At 64.1% G+C, this 21970-nt stretch carries 23 protein-coding genes; 22 read left to right on the top strand and 1 reads right to left on the bottom strand.

What is annotated here, in order from left to right:
* The first annotated feature begins 18 nt into the window (after positions 1–18).
* The 5 genes from DL1_RS03430 to DL1_RS03410 all read left to right on the top strand — a co-directional run bounded on the left by DL1_RS03430 (position 19) and on the right by DL1_RS03410 (position 5055).
* Positions 19–699, top strand: a complete 681-nt coding sequence (locus tag DL1_RS03430; protein ID WP_038062498.1) for an HAD family hydrolase — start codon at positions 19–21, stop codon at positions 697–699.
* A 108-nt stretch (positions 700–807) separates the two neighbouring features.
* A complete protein-coding gene (locus tag DL1_RS03425; protein ID WP_051693287.1) occupies positions 808–2049 on the top strand; it encodes an MFS transporter in 1242 nt (413 codons plus the stop codon).
* Positions 2046–3224, top strand: coding sequence for a DegT/DnrJ/EryC1/StrS family aminotransferase (locus tag DL1_RS03420; RefSeq protein WP_038062496.1), 1179 nt, complete (start codon positions 2046–2048; stop codon positions 3222–3224). The genes DL1_RS03425 and DL1_RS03420 overlap by 4 nt, the downstream gene beginning before the upstream one ends.
* 155 nt (positions 3225–3379) lie before the next feature.
* Positions 3380–4540 carry an acyl-CoA dehydrogenase family protein gene (locus DL1_RS03415; RefSeq protein WP_038062493.1) on the top strand — a complete coding sequence of 387 codons (1161 nt, stop codon included), beginning with the start codon at positions 3380–3382 and terminating at the stop codon, positions 4538–4540.
* Positions 4537–5055, top strand: a complete 519-nt coding sequence (locus DL1_RS03410; protein ID WP_038062490.1) for a lysozyme inhibitor LprI family protein — start codon at positions 4537–4539, stop codon at positions 5053–5055. Before DL1_RS03415 ends, DL1_RS03410 begins: the two co-directional genes overlap by 4 nt.
* Positions 5056–5156: 101 nt before the next feature.
* On the opposite strand, the gene DL1_RS03405 is transcribed toward DL1_RS03410, so the two are convergent.
* Complete coding sequence (locus DL1_RS03405) at positions 5157–5777, bottom strand: OmpW/AlkL family protein (RefSeq protein ID WP_038062487.1); 621 nt, start codon at positions 5775–5777, stop codon at positions 5157–5159.
* 161 nt (positions 5778–5938) lie between these two features.
* On the opposite strand from DL1_RS03405, the gene DL1_RS03400 reads away from it, so the two are divergent.
* The 17 genes from DL1_RS03400 to nuoG all read left to right on the top strand — a co-directional run bounded on the left by DL1_RS03400 (position 5939) and on the right by nuoG (position 21965).
* On the top strand, positions 5939–6415 hold the full coding sequence (locus tag DL1_RS03400) for a lysozyme inhibitor LprI family protein (RefSeq protein ID WP_051693285.1): 477 nt from the start codon (positions 5939–5941) through the stop codon (positions 6413–6415).
* Positions 6412–8016, top strand: a complete 1605-nt coding sequence (locus DL1_RS03395) for a carboxyl transferase domain-containing protein (RefSeq protein ID WP_038062484.1) — start codon at positions 6412–6414, stop codon at positions 8014–8016. Before DL1_RS03400 ends, DL1_RS03395 begins: the two co-directional genes overlap by 4 nt.
* 149 nt (positions 8017–8165) lie before the next feature.
* Complete coding sequence (locus DL1_RS03390; RefSeq protein ID WP_038062482.1) at positions 8166–10085, top strand: acetyl-CoA carboxylase biotin carboxylase subunit; 1920 nt, start codon at positions 8166–8168, stop codon at positions 10083–10085.
* Complete coding sequence (locus tag DL1_RS03385) at positions 10082–10738, top strand: glutathione S-transferase family protein (RefSeq protein ID WP_038062479.1); 657 nt, start codon at positions 10082–10084, stop codon at positions 10736–10738. The genes DL1_RS03390 and DL1_RS03385 overlap by 4 nt, the downstream gene beginning before the upstream one ends.
* Complete coding sequence (locus DL1_RS03380) at positions 10731–11594, top strand: hydroxymethylglutaryl-CoA lyase (protein ID WP_038062476.1); 864 nt, start codon at positions 10731–10733, stop codon at positions 11592–11594. The genes DL1_RS03385 and DL1_RS03380 overlap by 8 nt, the downstream gene beginning before the upstream one ends.
* Positions 11587–12369 (top strand): crotonase/enoyl-CoA hydratase family protein, encoded by a 783-nt coding sequence (locus DL1_RS03375; protein ID WP_038062473.1) that lies wholly within the window; start codon positions 11587–11589, stop codon positions 12367–12369. Before DL1_RS03380 ends, DL1_RS03375 begins: the two co-directional genes overlap by 8 nt.
* Positions 12370–12648: 279 nt before the next feature.
* Positions 12649–13014 (top strand): NADH-quinone oxidoreductase subunit A, encoded by a 366-nt coding sequence (locus tag DL1_RS03370; protein ID WP_038062470.1) that lies wholly within the window; start codon positions 12649–12651, stop codon positions 13012–13014.
* Positions 13014–13538, top strand: coding sequence for a NuoB/complex I 20 kDa subunit family protein (locus DL1_RS03365; protein ID WP_038062871.1), 525 nt, complete (start codon positions 13014–13016; stop codon positions 13536–13538). Before DL1_RS03370 ends, DL1_RS03365 begins: the two co-directional genes overlap by 1 nt.
* A 12-nt stretch (positions 13539–13550) precedes the next feature.
* Positions 13551–14162: an NADH-quinone oxidoreductase subunit C gene (locus DL1_RS03360; protein ID WP_038062864.1), complete on the top strand. Its 612-nt coding sequence runs from the start codon at positions 13551–13553 to the stop codon at positions 14160–14162.
* Positions 14159–15403 (top strand): NADH-quinone oxidoreductase subunit D, encoded by a 1245-nt coding sequence (locus DL1_RS03355; protein ID WP_038062467.1) that lies wholly within the window; start codon positions 14159–14161, stop codon positions 15401–15403. Before DL1_RS03360 ends, DL1_RS03355 begins: the two co-directional genes overlap by 4 nt.
* Entirely contained in the window at positions 15403–16629 is a 1227-nt protein-coding gene (locus tag DL1_RS03350; protein ID WP_038062464.1) for an NADH-quinone oxidoreductase subunit E, read from the top strand. Before DL1_RS03355 ends, DL1_RS03350 begins: the two co-directional genes overlap by 1 nt.
* Positions 16630–16738: 109 nt before the next feature.
* On the top strand, positions 16739–17542 hold the full coding sequence (locus DL1_RS20725) for a hypothetical protein (protein ID WP_143081677.1): 804 nt from the start codon (positions 16739–16741) through the stop codon (positions 17540–17542).
* Positions 17543–17552: 10 nt separating this feature from the next.
* Positions 17553–17768: a DUF5337 family protein gene (locus tag DL1_RS03340; RefSeq protein WP_038062462.1), complete on the top strand. Its 216-nt coding sequence runs from the start codon at positions 17553–17555 to the stop codon at positions 17766–17768.
* A 10-nt stretch (positions 17769–17778) separates the two neighbouring features.
* A complete protein-coding gene (gene nuoF, locus DL1_RS03335) occupies positions 17779–19074 on the top strand; it encodes an NADH-quinone oxidoreductase subunit NuoF (protein ID WP_038062460.1) in 1296 nt (431 codons plus the stop codon).
* On the top strand, positions 19071–19574 hold the full coding sequence (locus DL1_RS03330; RefSeq protein ID WP_038062458.1) for a DUF3291 domain-containing protein: 504 nt from the start codon (positions 19071–19073) through the stop codon (positions 19572–19574). Before nuoF ends, DL1_RS03330 begins: the two co-directional genes overlap by 4 nt.
* The gene (locus tag DL1_RS03325) at positions 19571–19864 is read left to right on the top strand and encodes a hypothetical protein (protein WP_038062455.1); all 294 of its coding nucleotides are present in this window, start codon (positions 19571–19573) and stop codon (positions 19862–19864) included. The genes DL1_RS03330 and DL1_RS03325 overlap by 4 nt, the downstream gene beginning before the upstream one ends.
* A 67-nt stretch (positions 19865–19931) precedes the next feature.
* A complete protein-coding gene (gene nuoG / locus DL1_RS03320; protein WP_038062453.1) occupies positions 19932–21965 on the top strand; it encodes an NADH-quinone oxidoreductase subunit NuoG in 2034 nt (677 codons plus the stop codon).
* Positions 21966–21970: the final 5 nt, after the last annotated feature.

Here is a 21970-nt window from a genome sequence, read left to right as displayed (position 1 = left end):
GAAAATTAGGAGGGCGCGATGCGCACGGTGGTGTTTGATCTCGATGGCACTCTGGCCGATACCTCGGGCGATCTGATCGCGGCGGCGAATGCGTGCTTTGTCGCCCGTGGGCATGCGCCTTTGCTGGATGCGCAAGACGATGCGCTGATCGCGTTTCAGGGAGGCCGCGCGATGCTGCGGGTTGGATATGCGCGGGTGGGCCTCGAGGGCGCGGCGCTTGAGGCGCTGGTGGAGGCGGATTACAAGCCGCTTCTGGGTTATTACGGCGCGGAGATTGATAGATATACCCGGCTTTACCCTGGGGCAGTAGATGCGGTGAAAACGCTGCGCAATCAGGGCTTTGCGACTTCGATCTGCACCAATAAGCCCGAGGGGCTCGCGCGCGATCTGGTGGCGCGGCTGGGCGTGGCGGAGCTGTTTGACGCGCTGATCGGCGCCGATACGCTGCCGGTGCGCAAGCCCGCCCCCGAGCCCTATATCGCGGCCGTCGAGCAGGCGGGGGGCACGGTCGCGCGCTCTTTGCTGCTGGGCGATACGGTGACCGATCGCGAAACTGCGCGCGTCGTGGGGGTGCCCAGCGTGTTGGTGAGCTTCGGGCCAGAGGGCCGCGGCATCGAGCGGCTGGCGCCCGAGGCCCTGCTGGATCGCTACGAGGATCTGCCCGCACTGGCCCTGCGGCTGTTGGGCGCGGCTGACTGAGCCTTCGGACCGGCGTGATCTTGCCGAGAGCGGCGGCGCAAAACGGTGTGGGCCGCGACCGCTAGGATGCAGCGCCCGGATATTCGGGGGACATAGGAGGAAAGGCTGATGACGACGGCCCCGCATCAGGGAGGCTACAAGATCGGCGGGACGGGCCACGCGACGCTTTTTGTGCTGATCGTGGTGTTTCTCGATATGGTGGGGCTGGGCTTGATCCTGCCCGTTCTGCCCGAGCTGATCACGCAGGTGGGCCATATCGATCTTGCGCATGCCAGCAAGATCGGCGGTCTGATGTTTGCAGCCTTCAGCCTTGCGCAGTTTCTGTTTGCGCCCCTGATGGGCAACCTCTCGGACCGGTTCGGGCGGCGTCCGCTCTTGCTGCTGGCGGTCGCAGGGCTGGGGGTGGACTACCTGTTTCACGCCTTCGCCCCCTCGATCCTGTGGCTCTTCGTGGGGCGGCTGCTCGCGGGCGTGTGCGGCGCGTCTTTCGTTATCGCCAGCGCCTATCTGGCGGACGTGAACGCGCCCGAGGATCGCGCCCGCGCCTTCGGGCTGATGGGGGCGGCTTTCGGGCTTGGCTTCGTTCTGGGGCCTGCGCTTGGCGGCCTTCTGGGAGAGTTGGGGCCGCGCGTGCCATTCTTCGTGGCCGCTGCGATTTCAGGGCTCAACCTTATCTATGGCTGGTTCGTCCTGCCCGAAAGCCTGCCGCCCGAGCGCAGACGCCCGCTGAAGTGGCGCGCTTGCAATCCCTTCGGCACGCTCAAGGTCTTTGCCCGCTATCCCGGTGTGCTGCCGATGGCGGGGGTGATGGGCGTCTATCTGTTCGCCTCGTCGGTTTATCCCGCGATCTGGCCGTTCTGGGGGATCGCCAAATTTGGCTGGTCGGAGGGGATCGTCGGGCTGACGCTGGCGGTCTTCGGGCTGGTCGCCGCCGGATTCGAGGGCGGTCTGTCGGGGGTGGCGGCCCGGCGTTTGGGCGAGGCGCGGGTGGTGATGATCGGGCTGGCGCTTGGGGCTGTAATGACGCTCGCGCTGGCGCTCTCGGGTAGTCTTGCAATGGTGCTTGTGGTGCTCGTGGTCAACGGCATGGAGGGGCTGGTGCATCCGATGCTCAGCGCCTTGATGTCGCGCGCCGTGCCCGAGGATGCGCAAGGCGCTTTGCAGGGTGGGATCTCGGCGGTGATGAACCTTGCGATGTTGCTGGGCACGCTGTTCTTCACGCAGGTTTTCGCGATGTTTCAGGCGCCGGGCGCGCTGATCCGCACGCCTGACATGGCCTTCTATATGGCAAGTGCTATCTTGGCCGTGGCGTTGGTGCTTTTCCTGCGCATTCGCAAGGGGATCGTATGACAGAGCGTTTCGAGGGCAATTTCACGCAGCAAGAGCCGATCAGCGAAGAGGCAATCGCGGCGGCCGTGGAGGTTATGCGCTCCGGGCGTCTGCACCGCTATAACACGGCCCCCGGTGAGGCGGGCGAGGTGGCCCTTCTGGAGCAGGCCTTCGCCGCCTTCACCGGGGCGCGCTATTGCCTTGCCGTGGCCTCTGGGGGCTATGCGATGGGCTGCGCCCTGCGCGCGCTTGGCGTGGGGCCGGGGGCGCGGGTGCTGACCAATGCGTTCACGCTGGCCCCTGTGCCGGGCGCGATTGCGGCACTTGGCGCCGAGCCTGTCTTTGTCGAGACCACCGAGAACCTGACAATCGATCTTGAGGATCTGACCGCCAAAGCCCGCGCGGGCGACGTGCTGATGCTCAGCCATATGCGCGGCCATATCTGCGACATGGATGCGCTGATGGAGATTGCGCAGGCCCATGAGCTGCGGGTGATCGAGGATTGCGCCCATACGATGGGGGCGGCTTGGGCAGGCGTGCCTTCAGGGCGGCATGGCGTGGTGGGCTGTTATTCGACCCAGACTTACAAGCACATGAATTCGGGCGAGGGCGGGCTGATCGTCACCGATGACGCCGCGCTGGCGGCCCGGATGATCCTGCTCTCAGGCAGCTACATGCTGTACGAACGCCATCTGGCATCGCCCCCGCCAGAGGCCTTTGCGCAGCTGAAATACGACACGCCCAATGTCTCGGGGCGGATGGACAATTTGCGCGCGGCGATCCTGCGCCCGCAGCTGGCGACGCTGCCCGAGCGCGTGGCGCGGTGGAATGCGCTCTACGCCGCGATGGAGGCGGGGCTTGCGGATGTGCCGGGCGTGGCGCTCACTGCCCGCCCGCAGGCTGAGGCCTATGTCGGCTCCTCCTTCCAGTTCCGGCTTCCGGGGCGTGTGGCGGACGAGATACAAGAGATCGTGGCGCGCTGTGCCGCGCGCGGGGTCGAGCTGAAATGGTTCGGTGCCGCCGAGCCCGCCGGGTTCACCTCACGCCATGACAGCTGGCGCTACGCTCCGCCGCAAGCAATGCCGCGCACCGATGCGGTTCTGGCGGGTCTTCTGGATCTGCGCCTGCCGCTGACCTTCTCGCAAGCTGATGTGGCCCAGATCGCCCGGATCATTCGCGACGTCCTCACCACCTGATCGGGCCTGCGCGCTCAAGCCCTGATTAGACCTATCGCCAGAGCGTCGCCCCGTTTGGGTGCGATGCCCGCACGCGGATCTTCACGCGGGTCTTGACGCGACTCGGCTGGCGGGAGTAAATGAACAAGCGTTCAATAAGCGAGGGAGGAAAGCGGATGTTCGCGCATTCGATGGAGTTCGATCTGGGCGAGGATATCGCGAGCCTGCGCGAGATGGTGCGCCGCTGGGCCACCGAGCGTGTGGCGCCGATCGCGGCCAGCACCGATCTCGACAACAGCTTCCCCAACGCGCTCTGGCCCGAGATGGGCGAGCTGGGTCTTTTGGGCATCACGGTGCCCGAGGCGTATGGCGGCGCGGATATGGGCTATCTCGCCCATGTCGTGGCGACCGAAGAGATCGCGCGCGCCTCCGCCTCGATCGCGCTGAGCTACGGGGCGCATTCGAACCTTTGCGTCAATCAACTCAAGCTCAACGGCAGCGAGGCGCAAAAGCGCAAATACCTGCCCGGCCTCGTGTCCGGCCAGCAGATCGGTGCGCTGGCCATGAGCGAGACCGGCGCCGGATCGGATGTGGTGGGCATGAAGCTGCGCGCCGAGAAGCGCGACGGGCATTACCGTCTCAATGGCCATAAATACTGGATCACCAACGGCCCCGATGCCGACACGCTGATCGTCTATGCCAAGACCGACCCCGAAGCAGGCTCGCGCGGGATCACCGCTTTCATCGTCGAAAAGGGCATGGCAGGTTTCTCGACCAGCCCGCATTTCGACAAGCTCGGCATGCGCGGCTCGAACACCGCGCAGTTGTTCTTCGATGATTGCGATATTCCGTTCGAGAATGTGTTGGGCGAGGAGGGGCGCGGCACGCGGGTGCTGATGTCGGGGCTCGATTACGAGCGCGTGGTGCTCTCGGGCATCGGCACCGGGATCATGATGGCCTGCCTCGACGAGGTCGTGCCCTATGCCCGCGAGCGCGAGCAATTCGGCCGGCCCATCGGGAATTTCCAGCTCATGCAGGCCAAGATCGCCGATATGTATGTCGCGATGAACACCGCGCGGGCCTATGTCTACGAGGTCGCGCGGGCCTGTGACCGGGGCGGGGTCACCCGTCAGGACGCCGCCGCCGCCGTGCTCTACGCCTCCGAGCAGGCGATGGTGCAGGCCCATCAGGCGGTGCAGGCCTTGGGTGGGGCAGGGTTTCTCAACGATTCCAAAGTTTCACGCCTGTTCCGCGACGCAAAGCTCATGGAGATCGGCGCGGGCACATCAGAGATCCGCCGGATGCTGATCGGGCGCGAAGTGCTGAGTGCGTCATGAGATGGGTCGTTCCTCTCGTGCTGCTTCTCTCGGCGACTGCGGCCCGGAGCGAGCCTGTAAAAGTGCCCTATTCGCCGCAGGTGCTTGATGCCTGTCTCGCCGCGAACGTTGGGTTGGCGCGGCAGGCCTGCATTGGGGTTGGCGCCCAATATTGCATGGCGCAATCCGGTTTTGGCAGCAGCAATGCCGGGATGGGGATGTGCTTTGGCGCGGAGCGCGATGACTGGGACGCGCGTCTCAACGCAGCTTATCAGGCGGTCCTGAAGACGGATGGCGCAAGTGATGCCGAGATGAAATCGCTGGGCTCTGCGGCCCCGCCGCAAGTGCCCGCCCTGCGCGAGATGCAGCGCGATTGGGTCGCGTTTCGCGACGCTGCCTGCACCTATGAGATGACGACCTGGGGCGGTGGCTCGGGCGCGGGCCCGGCGGGATCGGAATGTGAGATGACCCTCACGGCGCGGCAGGCGCTCCGGCTTATGGCCCGGCGCGACAGGCTGGAGGCGAGATCGCAATGACCCCGGGTTGGCCTGTCGACGCGGCGCGCGCATATAGCGCAAGGGCGGCACGCAAGCGCCGCCCCGTTGGGCCGGGCCTGTGGCCCGTCCCATGCCTTGGCTCAGAACTTGTAGATATAGGCGACACCCACCACGACCGGGTCGATCTTGACCTTGCCGATCTTGGTGCCGTTGAGCTTGACGTCGCTGTTGATATCAATCCAGCGGATATCGGTGCGCAGCGACCCGTGCTCGGAGACCGTGTAGTCAAGCCCGGCATGCAGCGCGAGGCCCCAGCTGTTCTTCAAAGACAGGTTGTTGCCCGCAAGCGCGCCGCTGGTCTTCTCGCTAAAGAACGCGGTGTAGTTCACACCGGCCCCGACAAACGGCGTCAGATTGGTGCCCGTCGGGAAGTGATATTGCAGCGAGATCACTGGCGGCAGATGCTTGACGGTGCCGACCTGTCCCAGACCGTCAATATTGACCGAATGCTTGAAGGGCAGCGCCGCGAGCAGCTCGATGCCGAGATTGTCGCGAACGAAGTATTCAGCGGTGAAGGTCGGGCGCGTGGAATTGCCGATATCGACACTGAGCCCGCCCGAAAGCGTGCCATTGTCGGACCGCGGCATCACCTGATGCACGCCAACCCCCAACGTGATGTCGCCTGCCTGTTGCGCAAGCGCGGGGGCGGCGCTCAGGGTGGTGGCCGCCAGCAGCGTCAGACTCAGAATGCTCTGTTTCATGGGATTTCCCTTTTCTCTCTCACGTCGCGGACCCTGCGCCCCTTGAAAGGCCAAGGCTTTGACGTGGATCAACTTTTTGGGAACGTATCTGCGGCAAGCCGCCGCAGCCCTGCGCCGCCCATCCCGCCCGTCCCGTCTCATCATCAAAGTGAGGTCCGAAGATGAAATCGCTCTCTCTCTTGGCAGTCTTCGCGCTGGCCACTCCGATATTGGCCACCTCTGCTTTGGCCGATCCCACGGTCGATCCGGCCACCGTGCAGGCCTGTTTCAAGAACGCCAAAACGGTGCTGCCCGCCTGTATCGGGGATGCCGCGAATGCCTGCGAGGATCAGCCGGGCGGCAGTACCACGCCGGGGATCGCGGCGTGCCTGAGCGGCGAGACGCAGCTTTGGGACGATCTTCTGAACGCGCAGTATAAGGCGGCCCGCGCGCGCCTTGTGATGCAGGGCGGCAAGACGCTCTCCGATGAGCTGCTCAAGACACAGCGCGCTTGGATCGCGTTTCGTGACGCGGATTGCGGGCTTGAATATTCGATCTGGGAAGGTGGCACGATCCGCAGCGTGATGGCGGCAAGCTGCCAGCTCAGCCGGACCGCGCAGCGCGCATTGGAACTGCGTCAGCTAGGGAGCCTCGAATGAAACTTGTCTCTCAGGTGCTGCCAAACTCCGAGGCGTTTCGCACCAACCGTGCGGCCCATCTCGAGGCGCTGGACGTGGTGCGCCGCGCCGCCGAGGAGGCCGCGGCAGGAGGTGGCGCGACCGCGCTCGAGCGCCACCTTGCACGCGGCAAGCTTGCGCCGCGCGAGCGGGTGGCAGGGCTTCTCGATCCCGGCACCCCGTTTCTCGAGATCGGTGCAACGGCGGCCCATGATCTTTATGACGGCGCAGCCCCCGGCGCAGGCGTGATCGCCGGGATCGGGCAGGTGCAGGGTCAAGAAGTGATGGTCGTGGCCAACGACGCCACCGTCAAAGGTGGCACCTATTACCCGATGACCGTCAAGAAACACCTGCGCGCGCAGGAGATCGCAGAGGAAAACCATCTGCCCTGCATCTACCTCGTGGATAGCGGCGGCGCGAACCTGCCCAATCAGGACGAGGTCTTTCCCGATCGCGACCATTTCGGGCGGATCTTTTACAATCAGGCCCGGATGTCGGCCAAGGGCATCGCCCAGATCGCGGTGGTCATGGGGTCGTGCACGGCAGGCGGCGCCTATGTGCCCGCGATGTCGGATGTGACGATCATCGTGCGCGAGCAGGGCACGATCTTTCTCGCGGGACCACCGCTTGTGAAGGCCGCCACAGGCGAGGTGGTGAGCGCCGAGGATCTGGGCGGCGGCGATGTGCATACGCGTCTCTCCGGCGTGGCCGATTATCTGGCCGAGGATGACGCCCACGCCCTGGCCCTCGCGCGCCGCGCCGTGGGGTCTCTCAATCGCGCCAGGCCGCAGACCGTCCAGTGGCAAAGCCCCGAAGAGCCCGCCTATGATCCCGAGGAGATCCTGGGGGCCGTGCCTGCCGATCTACGCACCCCCTATGACATCCGCGAGGTGATCGCGCGGCTGGTCGATGGCTCGCGCTTTGACGAGTTCAAGCCGCGCTTTGGCGAGACCATCGTGACGGGCTTTGCCCATGTGAAAGGCTGCCCCGTGGGGATCGTCGCCAATAACGGCGTGCTGTTTTCAGAAGCCGCCCAAAAGGCCGCCCATTTCATCGAGCTGTGCTCAAGCCGCGCGATACCGCTGGTGTTCTTGCAAAATATCACCGGCTTCATGGTCGGGCGCAAATATGAAAATGAGGGGATCGCGCGCCACGGCGCCAAGATGGTGACCGCTGTGGCGACCACCTCCGTGCCCAAGATCACGATGCTGGTTGGCGGCTCCTTCGGGGCGGGGAATTACGGCATGGCCGGGCGCGCCTACAGCCCGCGCTTTCTGTGGTCCTGGCCCAATTCCCGGATCTCGGTGATGGGCGGGGCGCAGGCGGCAGGGGTGCTGGCCACCGTCAAACGCGACGGGATCGAGCGGCGCGGAGGCACGTGGTCCGAGGCCGAAGAGGCCGCCTTCAAACAGCCCACGATCGAGATGTTCGAGCGCCAGTCGCACCCGCTTTATGCCTCGGCGCGGCTCTGGGATGACGGGATTATTGATCCGCGCAAGTCGCGAGATGTCCTCGCGCTCTCGCTCTCCGCTGCGCTCAATGCCCCGATCGAGCCGACGCGCTTTGGCGTGTTCCGGATGTAAGTTTTTTGCCTCCGGCGGGGATACTTTTATCAGGCGGAAGCCGCCCCCCTTCCTCTTGATAAAAATATCCCCGCCGGAGGCTGGCCGAGCCGCAGGCTCTGTCAGCCGGGGGTAGAGCCCCTTTCGCCGCTGTCACAGGGAGACCCGAGATGTTTGACAAGATCCTGATTGCCAATCGCGGCGAGATCGCCTGCCGGGTGATCGAGACCGCAAAGCGTTTGGGCGTGGCCACGGTTGCGGTCTATTCCGAGGCCGATGCGCAGGCCCGCCATGTCGCACTGGCCGATGAGGCGGTGGCCATCGGCGGGCCAGCGCCCAAGGACAGCTACCTGCGCGGCGCGGCGATCATTGCCGCAGCTCTTGAAAGCGGGGCGCAGGCGATCCATCCGGGCTACGGGTTTCTCAGCGAAAACCCCGATTTCGTCGAGGCCGTGGAGGCGGCGGGGCTCACATTCATCGGCCCATCGGCGCGCGCGATCTGGGCGATGGGGCTCAAGGATGCCGCGAAAGCCCTGATGGAGGAGGCGGGCGTGCCCGTTGTGCCCGGCTATCGCGGTGCAGATCAGGATCCCGCCCGTCTTGAAGCCGCCGCCGGGGAGATCGGCTATCCGGTGCTCATCAAGGCGGTCGCGGGCGGCGGCGGCAAGGGCATGCGGCTTGTCGAGCGGCCTGAGGCGTTCGCAGACCATCTCGCCTCCGCGCAGGCCGAGGCCGAGAGCGCCTTTGGCAATAGCGCGGTCTTGATCGAGAAATTCATCTCCAATCCCCGCCATATCGAGATGCAGGTCTTTGGTGACGGGACGACAGCGGTGCATCTGTTCGAGCGCGACTGCTCGTTGCAGCGCCGCCATCAGAAGGTGATCGAGGAGGCTCCCGCGCCGGGCATGACGCCACAGATGCGCGCGGCAATGGGGCAGGCGGCCACCCGCGCCGCGCAGGCCATCGGCTATGCGGGGGCGGGCACGGTCGAATTCATCGTCGACGGCACGGATGGGCTACGCCCCGACCGATTCTGGTTCATGGAGATGAACACGCGCCTTCAGGTCGAGCATCCGGTGACCGAAGCGATCACCGGCGTTGATCTGGTGGAGTGGCAATTGCGGGTCGCTGCGGGCGAGGGGCTGCCGCTTGCGCAGGACCAGCTTGCAATTTCGGGCCACGCCTTCGAGGCGCGGCTTTATGCCGAGGATGTCCCGGCGGGGTTTTTGCCCGCCACCGGCACGCTCTCGCATCTGGTCTTTGCGCCGGGCTGCCGCGCCGATACCGGGGTGCGGACGGGCGATGTGATCAGCCCGTTCTACGATCCGATGATCGCCAAAATCATCACCCATGGGCCGAGCCGCGCGGTGGCGCTTGGTCAGCTTGCGCGCGCGCTGGAGACCACGCAGGTGGCGGGCACGGTGACCAATCTGGCCTTTCTGGCCCGGCTTGCGCGCCATCCGGGCTTTGCGCGCGGGCAGGTCGATACCGGGCTGATCGGGCGCGAGATCGAGGCGCTCTCCGCGCCGCTTGCGACCCCACCCGCAGCACAGGCGCTTGCGGTGATCGCAGCTTCTGGATTGTGGGAGGGGGCGGCGGATGGCTTTGCGCTCTGGACGCCGCTGCGCAGGCCCGTGGATCTCTTTGATCAGGCCGCGCTCACGGTACGGGGGCCGGACGAGATCACCGTCGAGATCGCGGGGCAGCGTTATGATTGTGTGCGTCACCCCGATGGCTGGCGCGTGGAGGGTGCCAAAACGGGCGCGGCGATGCATCTCGCACCCGGGCACGTCACGATCTTCATGGGCGGCGGGGCGCATAGCTTCGAGATCCCCGATCCTTTCGCACGCGGGGCGGCCGCCGAGTCCAGCGATCTGACGCTCGCGCCGATGCCGGGGCTGGTGCGGCAGGTTTTCGTGCGCGAGGGGCAAAGCGTGAGAGCCGGAGATCGGCTCGCGATCATGGAAGCGATGAAGATGGAGCATACATTATGCGCCACCCGTGACGGGGTGATAGCGGAGGTGCTCGCGCGCGAGGGGGCGCAGGTCGAGGCGGGTGCTGCGCTCATTCGTTTGGAGGAAGACACATGATTACCCTGCATCACGTCCCCGGCGCGCGCTCCTTGCGGGTGCTGTGGCTTCTGGAGGAGCTGGGGCTGGACTATCGTCTGCGCAATTGGTCGCTCACCGATGGCAGTTTGCGCAGCGAAGAGTTTCTGGCGCTCAGCCCGGCGGGGCGGGTGCCTGCAATTGAGATCGACGGGCGGGTGATCTTCGAATCCGGTGCCATCGTGGAATATCTCGCCGAGACGCATCCCGAGGCGGGGCTGGCGCCTGCGGTTGGAGAGCCCACGCGCGCGGATTACCTCGAATGGCTGCATTTCGCGGAGACTCAGGCCAATATCCTGCAAGCGCTGAACATCCATCACATTTTCCTGCGCCCGCCTAGCGCGCGCTCGCGGCCTTTGATGGCGCTTGATACCAAGCGGCTGGCCGTGACGATGCGTGCGCTCGAAGATCATCTGGGCGCGCATGAGTGGTTGGTGGGCCGCTTTAGCGCGGCGGATTGCATGATGGGGTTCAACATTGATGCGATGTTTCGGTTTGTGCGGGCCGAGGGGTTCGCAAACCTCTGCGCCTATCGCGACCGGATTGCCGCGCGCCCGGCCTATCGGGCAGCGCTCGAGAAGGACGGCGGTATGACGCTCTACACGCGCGATTTCTATGAGCTGCCCGATGCGTGAGCGGGTCGAGATTTTCGAGATGGCACCGCGCGATGGCTTGCAAAACGAGGCCCGCGCGATCCCCACAGCCGATAAGATCGCGCTGATCGACTGTCTGAGCCGGGCGGGCTTTGCGCGCATTGAGGCGGGCAGTTTCGTCTCGCCCAAATGGGTGCCGCAGATGGCCGATAGCGATCAGGTGCTGGCGGGGATTACCCGCGTGCCTGGGGTTTCTTATGCGGCTCTGACGCCCAATCTGCGCGGCTATGAGCGCGCGCGAGAGGCCCATGCCAGCGAGGTGGCGATCTTTGCCTCGGCCTCGGAGGGGTTTTCGCGCGCAAACCTGAATTGTTCGATTTCTGAAAGTCTGGAGCGGTTTTTACCGATCATGCAGGCCGCAAAAGTCGATAATGTGAAAGTGCGCGGCTATGTGTCCGTGGTGACGGACTGCCCCTATGACGGCCCGACACCGCCGGGATCGGTGGCGCGGGTGGTGGCGGCGCTGCGCGATATGGGTTGCTACGAGATCAGCCTTGGCGACACGATCGGGCAGGGGCGCCCGGAAAGCATCACCGCGATGCTGGGCGCTGTGCTGGACGAGATGCCCGCAGACCGTCTGGCTGGACATTATCACGACACGGCCGGGCGCGCGCTCGACAATATCGAGGCGAGCCTTTCGCTGGGGCTGCGGGTTTTTGATGCAGCGGTGGGCGGTCTGGGCGGCTGTCCCTACGCGCCGGGCGCCAAGGGCAATGTCGCGACCGAAGCGGTGGCTGCGCGGTTGGAGCAATTGGGCTACGCGACCGGGCTTGATTCAGAGCGCCTTGCCGAGGCGGCAGCACTGGCGCTTAGATTAAAAGGAGAGCGCGATGTTTGACACGATCACGGTGGAGACCGATCCGCGCGGCATCTCCCGTTTGACGCTGGCGCGCCCCGAGAAGCATAACGCGCTTTCCGAGCTGATGATGCGCGAGATCACGCAGGCGATCCAAGAGCTTGGCGCGGATGAGGGCGTGCGCGCGGTGATTCTGGCCGCCCAAGGGCGCAGCTTTTGCGCGGGTGGCGATCTGAAATGGATGCAGGCGCAGATGGATGCATCCCCTGAGGCGCGGGCCGATGCGGCGCGTGTGCTCGCAGGGATGCTCAACGCGCTCAATACCTGCCCAAAGCCGCTGATCGGAGCCGTGCAGGGCAATGCTTTTGGCGGCGGGATCGGGATGATGTCGGTCTGTGATGTGACCATCGGGGTGGCGCAGGCGCGCTTTGGGCTGACCGAGACGCGGCTGGGCCTGATCCCCGCGACCATCGCGCCCTATGTGATCGCGCGGATGGGCGAGGCGCGCGCGCGCCGGGTCTTCATGTCGGCGCGGATCTTTGATGCCGCCGAGGCGGTCGATCTGGGCCTTCTGGCACGCGTCGTGGCACCCGAGGCGCTTGAGGCGGAAGCGCTGGCCGAGGCCGAGCCCTATCTTGCCTGCGCGCCGGGGGCTGTGGCCGACAGCAAGGCATTGCTGCGCCGCCTTGGGCCGCGCATTGACGCGAGCGTGATCGAGACCACGATCGAGGCGCTTGTGGGCCGCTGGCAAAGTCCCGAGTCGCAAGAGGGGATCGCTGCGTTTTTCGACAAGCGCGATCCGGCATGGAAAATTTGAGAAAACCCCGCCTCACAGCGCCGTGAACGCTTGAAAACAAAGCGTTTGGCGGGGGCTTCCGCAGCGATAGCCCCGTGCCGGGCGCGGTCCCGCGCGAAATCGTGTAGCCTGTGCGCCAAGCGCTACTGGGTTGTGCAAACGTATATTAAATAGCGATTTAACGGCCTTGTGGCGCAGATTCCGGCCCTCTCTCGGTTGACCCTGCTATGGTGCAAGGCTATTGCTCAGCACAGCCGGAACCTGCGCGATAAACGGTCGCGTCGAAAGGGAGCCAAGCCCATGCAAGACATCTTGCGCGATTATCTTCCAATTCTCATCTTCCTCGCCATGGCGATCGCATTGGGCCTTTTGTTGCTCGGTGCCGCTGCCGTCATCGCAATCCGCAATCCAGATCCCGAGAAAGTCTCGGCCTATGAATGCGGTTTCAACGCCTTTGACGATGCGCGGATGAAGTTTGACGTTCGTTTCTACCTCGTCTCGATCCTGTTCATCATTTTCGACCTCGAAGTTGCATTTCTCTTCCCATGGGCGGTCGCCTTCGGGCAGATTTCGATGACGGCATTCTGGTCGATGATGGTCTTCTTGGCGGTTCTGACTGTCGGGTTTGCATATGAGTGGAAGAAAGGGGCGCTGGAATGGGCGTGATGACCGGGGCCAACACGGCAGGGGGAGATCGCGAGGTCGTGACCAACGCGCTCAATAGCGAGTTGCAGGACAAGGGCTTCCTGCTCACCACGACCGAGGACATGATCAACTGGGCGCGCAATGGCTCGCTGCATTGGATGACTTTCGGTTTGGCCTGCTGCGCCATCGAGATGATGCAGGTTTCCATGCCGCGTTATGACATCGAACGGTTCGGCACGGCTCCGCGCGCCTCGCCGCGCCAGTCGGATCTGATGATCGTTGCCGGCACGCTGACCAACAAGATGGCCCCCGCTCTGCGTAAGGTCTATGACCAGATGCCCGAGCCGCGCTACGTGATCTCGATGGGGTCGTGTGCCAATGGCGGCGGCTATTACCACTATTCCTATTCGGTGGTGCGCGGGTGTGACCGCGTGGTGCCGGTTGATGTTTATGTACCGGGCTGCCCGCCCACGGCGGAGGCGCTGCTTTACGGCATCCTTCAGCTGCAACGCAAAATCCGCCGCACCGGCACGCTGGTGCGCTGAGGAGAGGCGATGATGGACGAAAAAGCCCTGCAAGAGCTGGCCGCGCATATTGAGATGAAGCGCCCCGATGATGTCGTTTCGACCGATATCGCGTTTGGTGAGCTGACGATCACGATCACCTCGCAATCGGTTGCCGGTTTTGTCGAGTTCCTGCGCGACGATCCGAACTGCATGTTCTCGTCGCTGGTCGATATCACAGCGATTGACTGGCCCGAGCGCCCCGAGCGCTTTGATATGGTGTGGCAGTTCCTGTCGATGTATCGCAACCAACGCATCCGCGTGAAGGCCGCGATCCGCGAAGAGACGATGGTCCCCTCGTTGATCAATGTGCATCCCTGTGCCGATTGGTTCGAGCGCGAGGTGTTCGACATGTTCGGCATCCTGTTCTCGGGACATCCCGATTTGCGTCGGATCCTCACCGATTACGGGTTCCGCGGTCATCCGCTGCGCAAAGATTTCCCGACCACCGGCTATGTCGAGGTGCGCTATGACGAGGTGCTCAAGCGCGTGGTCTATGAGCCGGTAAAGCTGACGCAGGAATACCGGCAGTTCGATTTCCTGTCCCCGTGGGAAGGGGCGAAATACATCCTTCCCGGTGACGAGAAGGGTGAGGAGGCGAAATGATGGACGGCGATATCCGGCAAAACGTGTATGATGACGGCTCGAAGGATATGCTGACCGGCGAGCAGCGCATCCGTAACTTCAACATCAACTTCGGTCCGCAACACCCTGCGGCGCATGGCGTTTTGCGCATGGTGCTTGAGCTGGACGGCGAGGTCGTCGAGCGTGTCGATCCGCATATCGGCCTGCTGCATCGCGGGACTGAGAAGTTGATGGAGAGCCGCACCTATTTGCAAAACCTGCCCTATTTCAACCGGCTCGACTATGTTGCGCCGATGAACCAGGAACATGCTTGGTGCCTGGCCATCGAGAAGCTGACCGGGGTCGAGGTGCCGCGTCGCGCCTCGCTTATCCGGGTGCTCTATTCCGAGATCGGGCGCATTCTGAACCACCTGCTCAACGTCACGACGCAGGCGATGGATATCGGAGCGCTCACGCCTCCGCTTTGGGGCTTCGTGGCGCGCGAAGAGCTGATGGTCTTCTATGAGCGGGCCTGCGGTGCGCGTCTGCACTCGGCCTATTTCCGACCCGGCGGCGTGCATCAGGATCTGCCGCCCAAGTTGCTCGACGATATCGTGGAATTTTGCGGGCGCTTCCCGAAACTGCTCGATGATATCGAGGGCCTGCTGACCGAGAACCGGATCTTCAAGCAGCGCAATGTCGATATCGCTGTTGTCACCGAAGACGATATCCAGAAATGGGGCTATTCGGGCGTGATGGTGCGCGGCTCGGGTCTGGCTTGGGATTTGCGCCGCTCGCAACCCTATGAATGCTATGACGAGTTCGATTTCCAGATTCCGGTCGGCTTGAACGGCGATTGCTACGATCGCTACCTCTGCCGGGTGTCGGAGATGCGCGAATCCACCAAGATCATCCTGCAGGCCATCGAGAAGCTTCGCGCGCCCGAAGGGCAGGGCGATATTTTGGCGCGGGGCAAGCTGACTCCGCCCAAGCGCAGTGAGATGAAGCGCTCGATGGAGGCGCTGATCCACCATTTCAAACTCTATACCGAGGGCTTCCACGTCCCCGCTGGCGAAGTCTACGCCGCGGTCGAGGCGCCCAAGGGCGAGTTTGGCGTCTATCTGGTCGCGGACGGGTCGAACAAACCCTACCGCGCCAAGATCCGCGCGCCGGGCTATCTGAACCTGCAATCGATGGATCATGTCGCATGCGGCCACATGCTGGCCGACGTTTCCGCAATCATCGGCACGATGGATATCGTGTTCGGGGAGGTTGACCGCTAATGCTTCGTCGTCTGCATCCTGAGCAACCCGAGAGCTTCGCTTTCACGCCCGCCAATCTGGAATGGGCGCAGGCTCAGATCACGAAATACCCTGTCGGGCGTCAGGCCTCGGCAATCATTCCGCTGCTGTTTCGCGCCCAAGAGCAAGAGGGCTGGCTGAGCCGCCCGGCCATCGAGACCGTCGCTGAGATGCTTGATATGCCCTATATGCGGGCGCTCGAGGTCGCGACTTTCTACTTCATGTTCCAACTGGCCCCCGTAGGGTCTGTGGCACATTTGCAGATCTGCGGCACGACCTCGTGCATGATCTGCGGCGCTGAGGATTTGATGAAGGTCTGCCGCGAGAAAATCTCGGCCGAACCGCATACGCTGTCGGCGGATGGCAAGTTCTCATGGGAAGAGGTGGAGTGCCTTGGTGCCTGCGCCAACGCCCCGATGATGCAGGTCGGCAAGGATTACTACGAAGATCTGACCGAAGAGCGTCTGGCCGAGATCCTTGACGAGATGGCGGTGGGCAACGTGCCGCAGCCGGGCTCGCAGACCGGGCGTTTCAGCTCGGAGCCGCTCAGCGGTCTGACCGCCTGCACCGAGGCTGCGGGCGAGAAAGAGGCGCATAACGCCTCGGTGGCGCGCGCCGTTGGGATCGGCGACACGATCAAGCGCATCGACGGGACCGAAGTGCCCTTTGCGGCACCGTGGCAGATGTCGGGCCAGCGCGGCGAGATCGGCACGCTTGGCACGGCGCGTCCGCGCACCGCGGCTCAGGCCGATGAGGCGCGCAAATCCGCCAAGGACAGCGCGCCCAAACCCGCCAAGGGCAAACCCGCCGACAAGACCGGCGTGACCGAGGCCGAGGCGCAAGCGACCTCCAAGGCCAAGCCGCGCTCGAAAGACGAGCCTGCCGGGGCTGGCGCCGATGCGTCCGCCGCTGACGCAGGCGACAAGCCGAAATTTCTTGGGGCTCCGCGTTCGGGAGGCGCGGATGATCTCAAGATGATCAAGGGTGTGGGACCGAAACTGGAAAACTTGCTCCATACGATGGGCATCTACCACTTCGACCAGATTGCCGCTTGGACCGAGGCCGAACTGGCTTGGGTGGATGACAATCTAGAGGGCTTCAAGGGCCGAGCGAGCCGGGACAACTGGGTCGAACAGGCGGGGAAACTTGCAAGCGGTGCGGATACGGAGTTTTCGAGCCGCGCGAAAAAAGACGGCCTCTACGAGTAATTGACGGTAACGCGCCCGTAGCACGGGAAACATGGAGAGACGTATGGGAGATCAGACGCAGGGATGCCGTGGGAAGGCAGCAATTTGGGCCGCGGCTTTGGGAGTGGTGGTGACCATCTTTTTGATGGTGGTCGCGCATGAGCCTTTTTATGTGGCCTTTTTCCTGGGTCTTTTGACCTTCGTTCTCTTCGGGGCTTTCCTGATTTGGGCGTTCTGCTCGGATGAGCCGGAAAGCGCAGCCGAGGCCGGATCCGGCGCGGTGCCGGGATCTGCGGGCACGACGAAGCCTGCGGAAACCGTCGATGACCTCGACGCACCGGTAAGCTCGTTCCAAGCGCGTTCGCCCGAAGGGGCTGCGGCGCGCAATCAGGCTGAGGCGGCACAGCCGACCGTGCCGCAAACGGATACGGCAGCGGCACCGGAGGCCAAGCCCGCGGCAACGCCCGAGCCCGAGCCCGCGGCCAAACCCGAGCCCGCGGCCAAGCCGGCCCCCGAGCCTGCGGCCAAGCCTGAGGCAGAGGCAAAGCCGAAGCCTGCCGCGCCGAAACCGGCTGCGGCCAAGGCTGAGACCAAAGAGGAGGCCGCAGCGCCTGCCGCCTCCGGTCAGCCCGTCGCTGCGGAAGGCGAAGGCAAGAAACCGCGCGGGCTCAAAGCGCCGCGCAAAGCCGGTGCCGACGATCTGACCAAGATCGAAGGGATCGGGCCGAAACTGCAAGAGGTCCTGAACGGTTGGGGCGTCTATCACTACGATCAGATCGCCAAATGGGGTCCCGAAGAGGTCGCCTATGCCGATCAGAACGTGCCCCGGTTCAAGGGCCGCTGCACGCGCGACAAATGGGTGTCGCAGGCGAATATCATCGTCGCGGAGGGCATGGATGCCTTTCTCGAACGGGCAAAGACGAACGACTACTGAGCGGGGGTGAATGTCTCAGGATCGCGAGAAGGACCGGCGGGACGGGCGCAAGGCTGCGCTGGTGATTGCTGGCGCCACGATCCTCTGGCTCGCCTATCAAATGCTCGGCACGCAAATGGGCTGGTCTGCGCAAGTCGCGCTGATCGGCGATCTCGCGGCAATCGCCGCCTATATCTACGCGCTGGCTCTTGTCTGGCGTATCTGGCGCCGGAGCTCCGGCAAGTGAAGGAAGCACCATGCTGAAGGATCAAGACCGGATCTTCACCAATATCTACGGGATGCATGACCGTTCGTTGCAAGGCGCCAAGATGCGCGGGCATTGGGACGGGACGGGCGAAATCCTGTCGAAAGGCCGCGACTGGATCGTCGAGCAGGTCAAGGCGTCCGGGCTGCGTGGCCGGGGCGGCGCGGGCTTCCCGACGGGTCTGAAATGGTCCTTCATGCCCAAGGAAAGCGACGGGCGTCCGGCCTTCCTTGCGATCAATGCCGATGAATCCGAGCCCGGTACCTGCAAAGACCGCGAGATCATGCGCCACGATCCCCACACTTTGGTGGAAGGCGCGCTGATTGCCGGTTTCGCGATGGGGGCGGCGGCTGCCTATATCTACATTCGCGGCGAATATGTGCGCGAGAAAGAGGCGCTGCAGCGCGCCATCGACGAGGCCTATGAAGACGGGCTGATCGGCAAGAATGCCTGTGGCTCGGATTATGATTACGACGTCTATCTCAGCCATGGCGCCGGGGCCTATATCTGCGGCGAGGAAACCGCGCTGCTCGAAAGCCTTGAAGGCAAGAAGGGCATGCCGCGCATGAAGCCGCCGTTCCCGGCGGGGGCGGGTCTTTACGGCTGCCCGACTACGGTGAACAACGTCGAGTCGATTGCTGTCGTGCCGACCATCCTGCGCCGGGGCGCGGAGTGGTATGCGGGCTTTGGCCGGGCCAACAATACTGGCGTGAAGCTGTTTGGCATGTCGGGCCATGTGAACACGCCCTGCGTGATCGAAGAGTCGATGTCGATTTCGATGAAAGAACTGATCGAGAAACATGGCGGCGGCGTGCGCGGCGGCTGGAAGAACCTCAAGGCGGTGATCCCGGGCGGCGCCTCCTGTCCGGTTCTGCCTGCGCATCTGTGCGAAGACGCGATCATGGATTACGACGGCATGCGCGAGGTCAAATCGAGCTTTGGCACCGCCTGCATGATCGTCATGGACAACGACACGGACGTCATCAAGGCGATCTGGCGGCTGTCCAAATTCTTCAAACATGAAAGCTGCGGCCAGTGTACGCCCTGCCGCGAAGGCACCGGCTGGATGATGCGTGTGATGGACCGTCTGGTGCGCGGCGAGGCAGAGATCGAAGAGATCGACATGCTGTTTGACGTGACCAAGCAGGTCGAAGGCCACACCATCTGCGCGCTTGGCGATGCCGCCGCTTGGCCGATCCAAGGCCTGATCCGGCATTTCCGCGAAGAGATCGAAGACCGTATCAAGGCCAAGAAGACCGGCCGCATGGGGGCAATGGCCGCCGAATGAAGCAGCCCGAGGGATATCATCTGGCCGAGCTGAATATCGGTCGACTGGTTGCCGAGCCCGGCGATCCGCGTGTGGAGGCCTTCATGAAGGCGCTCGACGCGGTCAACGGGCTGGGCAAGCGCTCGGACGGGTTCGTCTGGATGATGGAAGGCTCGGGCGAGCCGGGCACGGGCAATACCGAGACCAAGATCGGCGGCGATCCCTGTTTCGTGGCCAATCTGACGGTTTGGGAAGATGTCTCGAGCCTTGAGAATTTCGTCTGGAACACCGTGCACCGCGCCTTCTACGAGCGCCGCGCGGAGTGGTTCGAGGTTCTGGGCGAGCAGCATTTCGTGATGTGGTGGGTGCCCCTTGGGCATCAGCCCTCTTTGGACGAGGCGCTGGCGCGGCTCGACGATCTGCGCAGCAATGGCCCCTCGGAGCGTGCCTTCGGCTGGCGCGACCTGCCGCAGGCGCAGCTTTGGAAGCAGCGTGCCTGCTCGGCGGAGGCTGCGGCATGATGCGGGCAGCACTGATATCCGCGCCGGCCTTGGCGCTTGCGGCCTGTGGCTCGGCCCCGGTTGGGGGGGTGGGCTCTGCACCCGGCCCACTCGCTCCGGTCTCGGGCTATGTGGGCGAGCGTGCGGCCTCGGGCGCTTTGGTGGTCACCCGCACCGCCACGCCCTTTGGCTATGCCGAAGGGGCCGAGGCACGGCGGATGGCGGACCAGATCTGCGGCGGCCGGGTGGCCTCGTCGATCAATGATCATTACCGGGATGGCGCGTGGGTCTTCCCGGAAGGCTGCGCCTGATCGGCGCGCAAAGAATAACCGCGTGGGGGTGTTGGCCCCTATGCCCAGCGAGAAGTGACGGATAGCCATGGCTGACCTGAGAAAGATCATCATCGACGGCAACGAGGTCGAGGTTGACCCCAACCTCACGTTGATTCAGGCCTGTGAGCAGGCGGGCGTGGAAATTCCGCGTTTCTGCTACCATGAGCGGCTGTCGATCGCGGGGAACTGCCGGATGTGTCTGGTTGAGGTCGTGGGCGGTCCGCCCAAGCCCGCCGCCTCCTGCGCCATGCAGGTCAAGGATATGCGCCCCGGTCCCGAAGGCGCGCCGCCGGTGATCAAGACCAACTCGCCGATGGTCAAGAAGGCCCGCGAGGGCGTGATGGAATTCCTGCTGATCAACCACCCGCTCGATTGCCCGATCTGCGATCAGGGCGGAGAGTGCGATTTGCAAGATCAGGCAATGGCTTACGGCGTGGACTTCTCGCGCTACCGCGAGCCCAAACGTGCTGCGACCGAGCTGAACCTCGGGCCGCTGGTGGAAACCCATATGACGCGCTGCATCTCGTGCACCCGCTGTGTGCGCTTCACCACGGAAGTCGCGGGCATGACGCAGATGGGCCAGACGGGCCGTGGCGAGGATAGCGAGATCGTCTCTTATCTCAACGAGACGCTCGATTCGAACATGCAGGGCAATATCATTGACCTCTGCCCGGTCGGCGCGCTGGTCTCCAAGCCCTATGCCTTCACCGCGCGGCCATGGGAGCTGACCAAGACCGAAACCATCGATGTGATGGATGCGGTGGGCTCCAACATCCGCGTCGACACCAAGGGTCGCGAAGTGATGCGTATCTTGCCGCGCAACCATGATGGCGTGAACGAGGAATGGATCTCGGACAAGACCCGCTTCGTGTGGGACGGTCTGCGCCGCCAGCGCCTTGATACGCCCTATATCCGCGAGAACGGGCGTCTGCGCAAAGCCGATTGGGGCGAGGCGCTGAGCGCGACTTCCGCGGCGATGAAGGGCAAGAAAGTGGCCGGTCTCGTGGGCGATCTGGTCTCGACCGAGGCCGCCTTTGCGCTGAAATCCCTGATCGAAGGTCTGGGCGGCAATGTCGAGTGCCGGACCGACGGCGCGCGCCTGCCTCTGGGCAACCGCTACGGCTATGTGGGCGATGCGACGATTGCCGATCTCGACGATGCCGAGATGATCCAGATCATCGGTGCGAACCCGGCCATCGAGGCCCCCGTTCTGAACGCCCGCATCCGCAAGGCTTGGGTGAAGGGCGCCACGGTCGGTCTGCTGGGCGAGGCCTGCGATCTGACCTATGACTACGTGCATGTGGGCTCTGATCGCGCCGCACTGGCTGAGCTGTCCTCCAAGACGATCTCGGACGAGACCAAGGCCAAGCGCTCCGTTGTGATCGTGGGGCAGGGTGCGCTCAACGAGGCCGATGGCGAAGCCGTTCTGGCTCATGCGATGCAACTGGCCGCCAATTCCGGCTCCAAGCTGATGGTGCTGCATACGGCGGCAAGCCGTGTGGGGGCGCTCGATGTGGGTGCTGCGACCGAAGGCGGTCTGCTGAGCGCCATCGAGGGTGCCGAGGTGATCTACAACATGGGCGCCGACGAGGTGGAGATTACCCCCGCCTCCGAGGGCGGTCCCTTCGTGATCTATCAGGGCAGCCATGGCGATCGCGGCGCCAACCGCGCCGACATCATCCTGCCGGGTGCGGCCTATACTGAAGAGCACGGGCTGTTCGTGAATACCGAAGGTCGCCCGCAGCTTGCCTTCCGTGCGGCGTTCCCGCCCGGTGAGGCCAAGGAAAACTGGGCGATCCTGCGCGCTTTGTCGGCAGAGCTCGATGCCAAGCAGCCTTGGGATACGCTGGCCGGTCTGCGCCGCGCGCTGATCGAGGCTGTGCCGCATCTGGCCAAGATCGACGAGCTGCCCGAAAACGAGGTGACGGCCATCGCGCCGCGCGACATGGGCAAGGCAAGCTTCCGACTGCCGATCCGCGAGTTCTACCTGTCGAACCCGATTGCACGCGCCTCGGTGGTGATGGGCGAATGCGCCTCGCTCGCGCAGGCGCGCCGCGACACCCCGGTTGCAGCGGAGTAAGCCTG

Source organism: Thioclava dalianensis (genome assembly GCF_000715505.1).
In the GTDB taxonomy this organism is placed as follows: Bacteria; Pseudomonadota; Alphaproteobacteria; order Rhodobacterales; family Rhodobacteraceae; genus Thioclava; species Thioclava dalianensis.
Note: the sequence above shows the minus strand (reverse complement) of the source record. Positions and strands in the feature narration are given on the sequence as shown.

Excerpts from the sequence above, each read along its gene's own strand:
- DL1_RS03395 (WP_038062484.1), top strand. The coding sequence starts at position 6,412 with ATGAAACTTGTCTCTCAGGTGCTGCCAAACTCCGAGGCGTTTCGCACC.
- DL1_RS03375 (WP_038062473.1), top strand. The coding sequence starts at position 11,587 with ATGTTTGACACGATCACGGTGGAGACCGATCCGCGCGGCATCTCCCGT.
- DL1_RS03360 (WP_038062864.1), top strand. The coding sequence starts at position 13,551 with ATGGACGAAAAAGCCCTGCAAGAGCTGGCCGCGCATATTGAGATGAAG.
- DL1_RS03385 (WP_038062479.1), top strand. The coding sequence starts at position 10,082 with ATGATTACCCTGCATCACGTCCCCGGCGCGCGCTCCTTGCGGGTGCTG.
- DL1_RS03340 (WP_038062462.1), top strand. The coding sequence starts at position 17,553 with ATGTCTCAGGATCGCGAGAAGGACCGGCGGGACGGGCGCAAGGCTGCG.
- nuoF (WP_038062460.1), top strand. The coding sequence starts at position 17,779 with ATGCTGAAGGATCAAGACCGGATCTTCACCAATATCTACGGGATGCAT.
- DL1_RS03350 (WP_038062464.1), top strand. The coding sequence starts at position 15,403 with ATGCTTCGTCGTCTGCATCCTGAGCAACCCGAGAGCTTCGCTTTCACG.
- DL1_RS03405 (WP_038062487.1), bottom strand. The coding sequence starts at position 5,777 with ATGAAACAGAGCATTCTGAGTCTGACGCTGCTGGCGGCCACCACCCTG.
- DL1_RS03370 (WP_038062470.1), top strand. The coding sequence starts at position 12,649 with ATGCAAGACATCTTGCGCGATTATCTTCCAATTCTCATCTTCCTCGCC.
- DL1_RS03410 (WP_038062490.1), top strand. The coding sequence starts at position 4,537 with ATGAGATGGGTCGTTCCTCTCGTGCTGCTTCTCTCGGCGACTGCGGCC.
- DL1_RS03425 (WP_051693287.1), top strand. The coding sequence starts at position 808 with ATGACGACGGCCCCGCATCAGGGAGGCTACAAGATCGGCGGGACGGGC.
- DL1_RS03400 (WP_051693285.1), top strand. The coding sequence starts at position 5,939 with ATGAAATCGCTCTCTCTCTTGGCAGTCTTCGCGCTGGCCACTCCGATA.
- DL1_RS03325 (WP_038062455.1), top strand. The coding sequence starts at position 19,571 with ATGATGCGGGCAGCACTGATATCCGCGCCGGCCTTGGCGCTTGCGGCC.
- DL1_RS03390 (WP_038062482.1), top strand. The coding sequence starts at position 8,166 with ATGTTTGACAAGATCCTGATTGCCAATCGCGGCGAGATCGCCTGCCGG.
- nuoG (WP_038062453.1), top strand. The coding sequence starts at position 19,932 with ATGGCTGACCTGAGAAAGATCATCATCGACGGCAACGAGGTCGAGGTT.
- DL1_RS03420 (WP_038062496.1), top strand. The coding sequence starts at position 2,046 with ATGACAGAGCGTTTCGAGGGCAATTTCACGCAGCAAGAGCCGATCAGC.
- DL1_RS03330 (WP_038062458.1), top strand. The coding sequence starts at position 19,071 with ATGAAGCAGCCCGAGGGATATCATCTGGCCGAGCTGAATATCGGTCGA.
- DL1_RS03380 (WP_038062476.1), top strand. The coding sequence starts at position 10,731 with ATGCGTGAGCGGGTCGAGATTTTCGAGATGGCACCGCGCGATGGCTTG.
- DL1_RS03430 (WP_038062498.1), top strand. The coding sequence starts at position 19 with ATGCGCACGGTGGTGTTTGATCTCGATGGCACTCTGGCCGATACCTCG.
- DL1_RS03355 (WP_038062467.1), top strand. The coding sequence starts at position 14,159 with ATGATGGACGGCGATATCCGGCAAAACGTGTATGATGACGGCTCGAAG.
- DL1_RS03415 (WP_038062493.1), top strand. The coding sequence starts at position 3,380 with ATGTTCGCGCATTCGATGGAGTTCGATCTGGGCGAGGATATCGCGAGC.
- DL1_RS03365 (WP_038062871.1), top strand. The coding sequence starts at position 13,014 with ATGACCGGGGCCAACACGGCAGGGGGAGATCGCGAGGTCGTGACCAAC.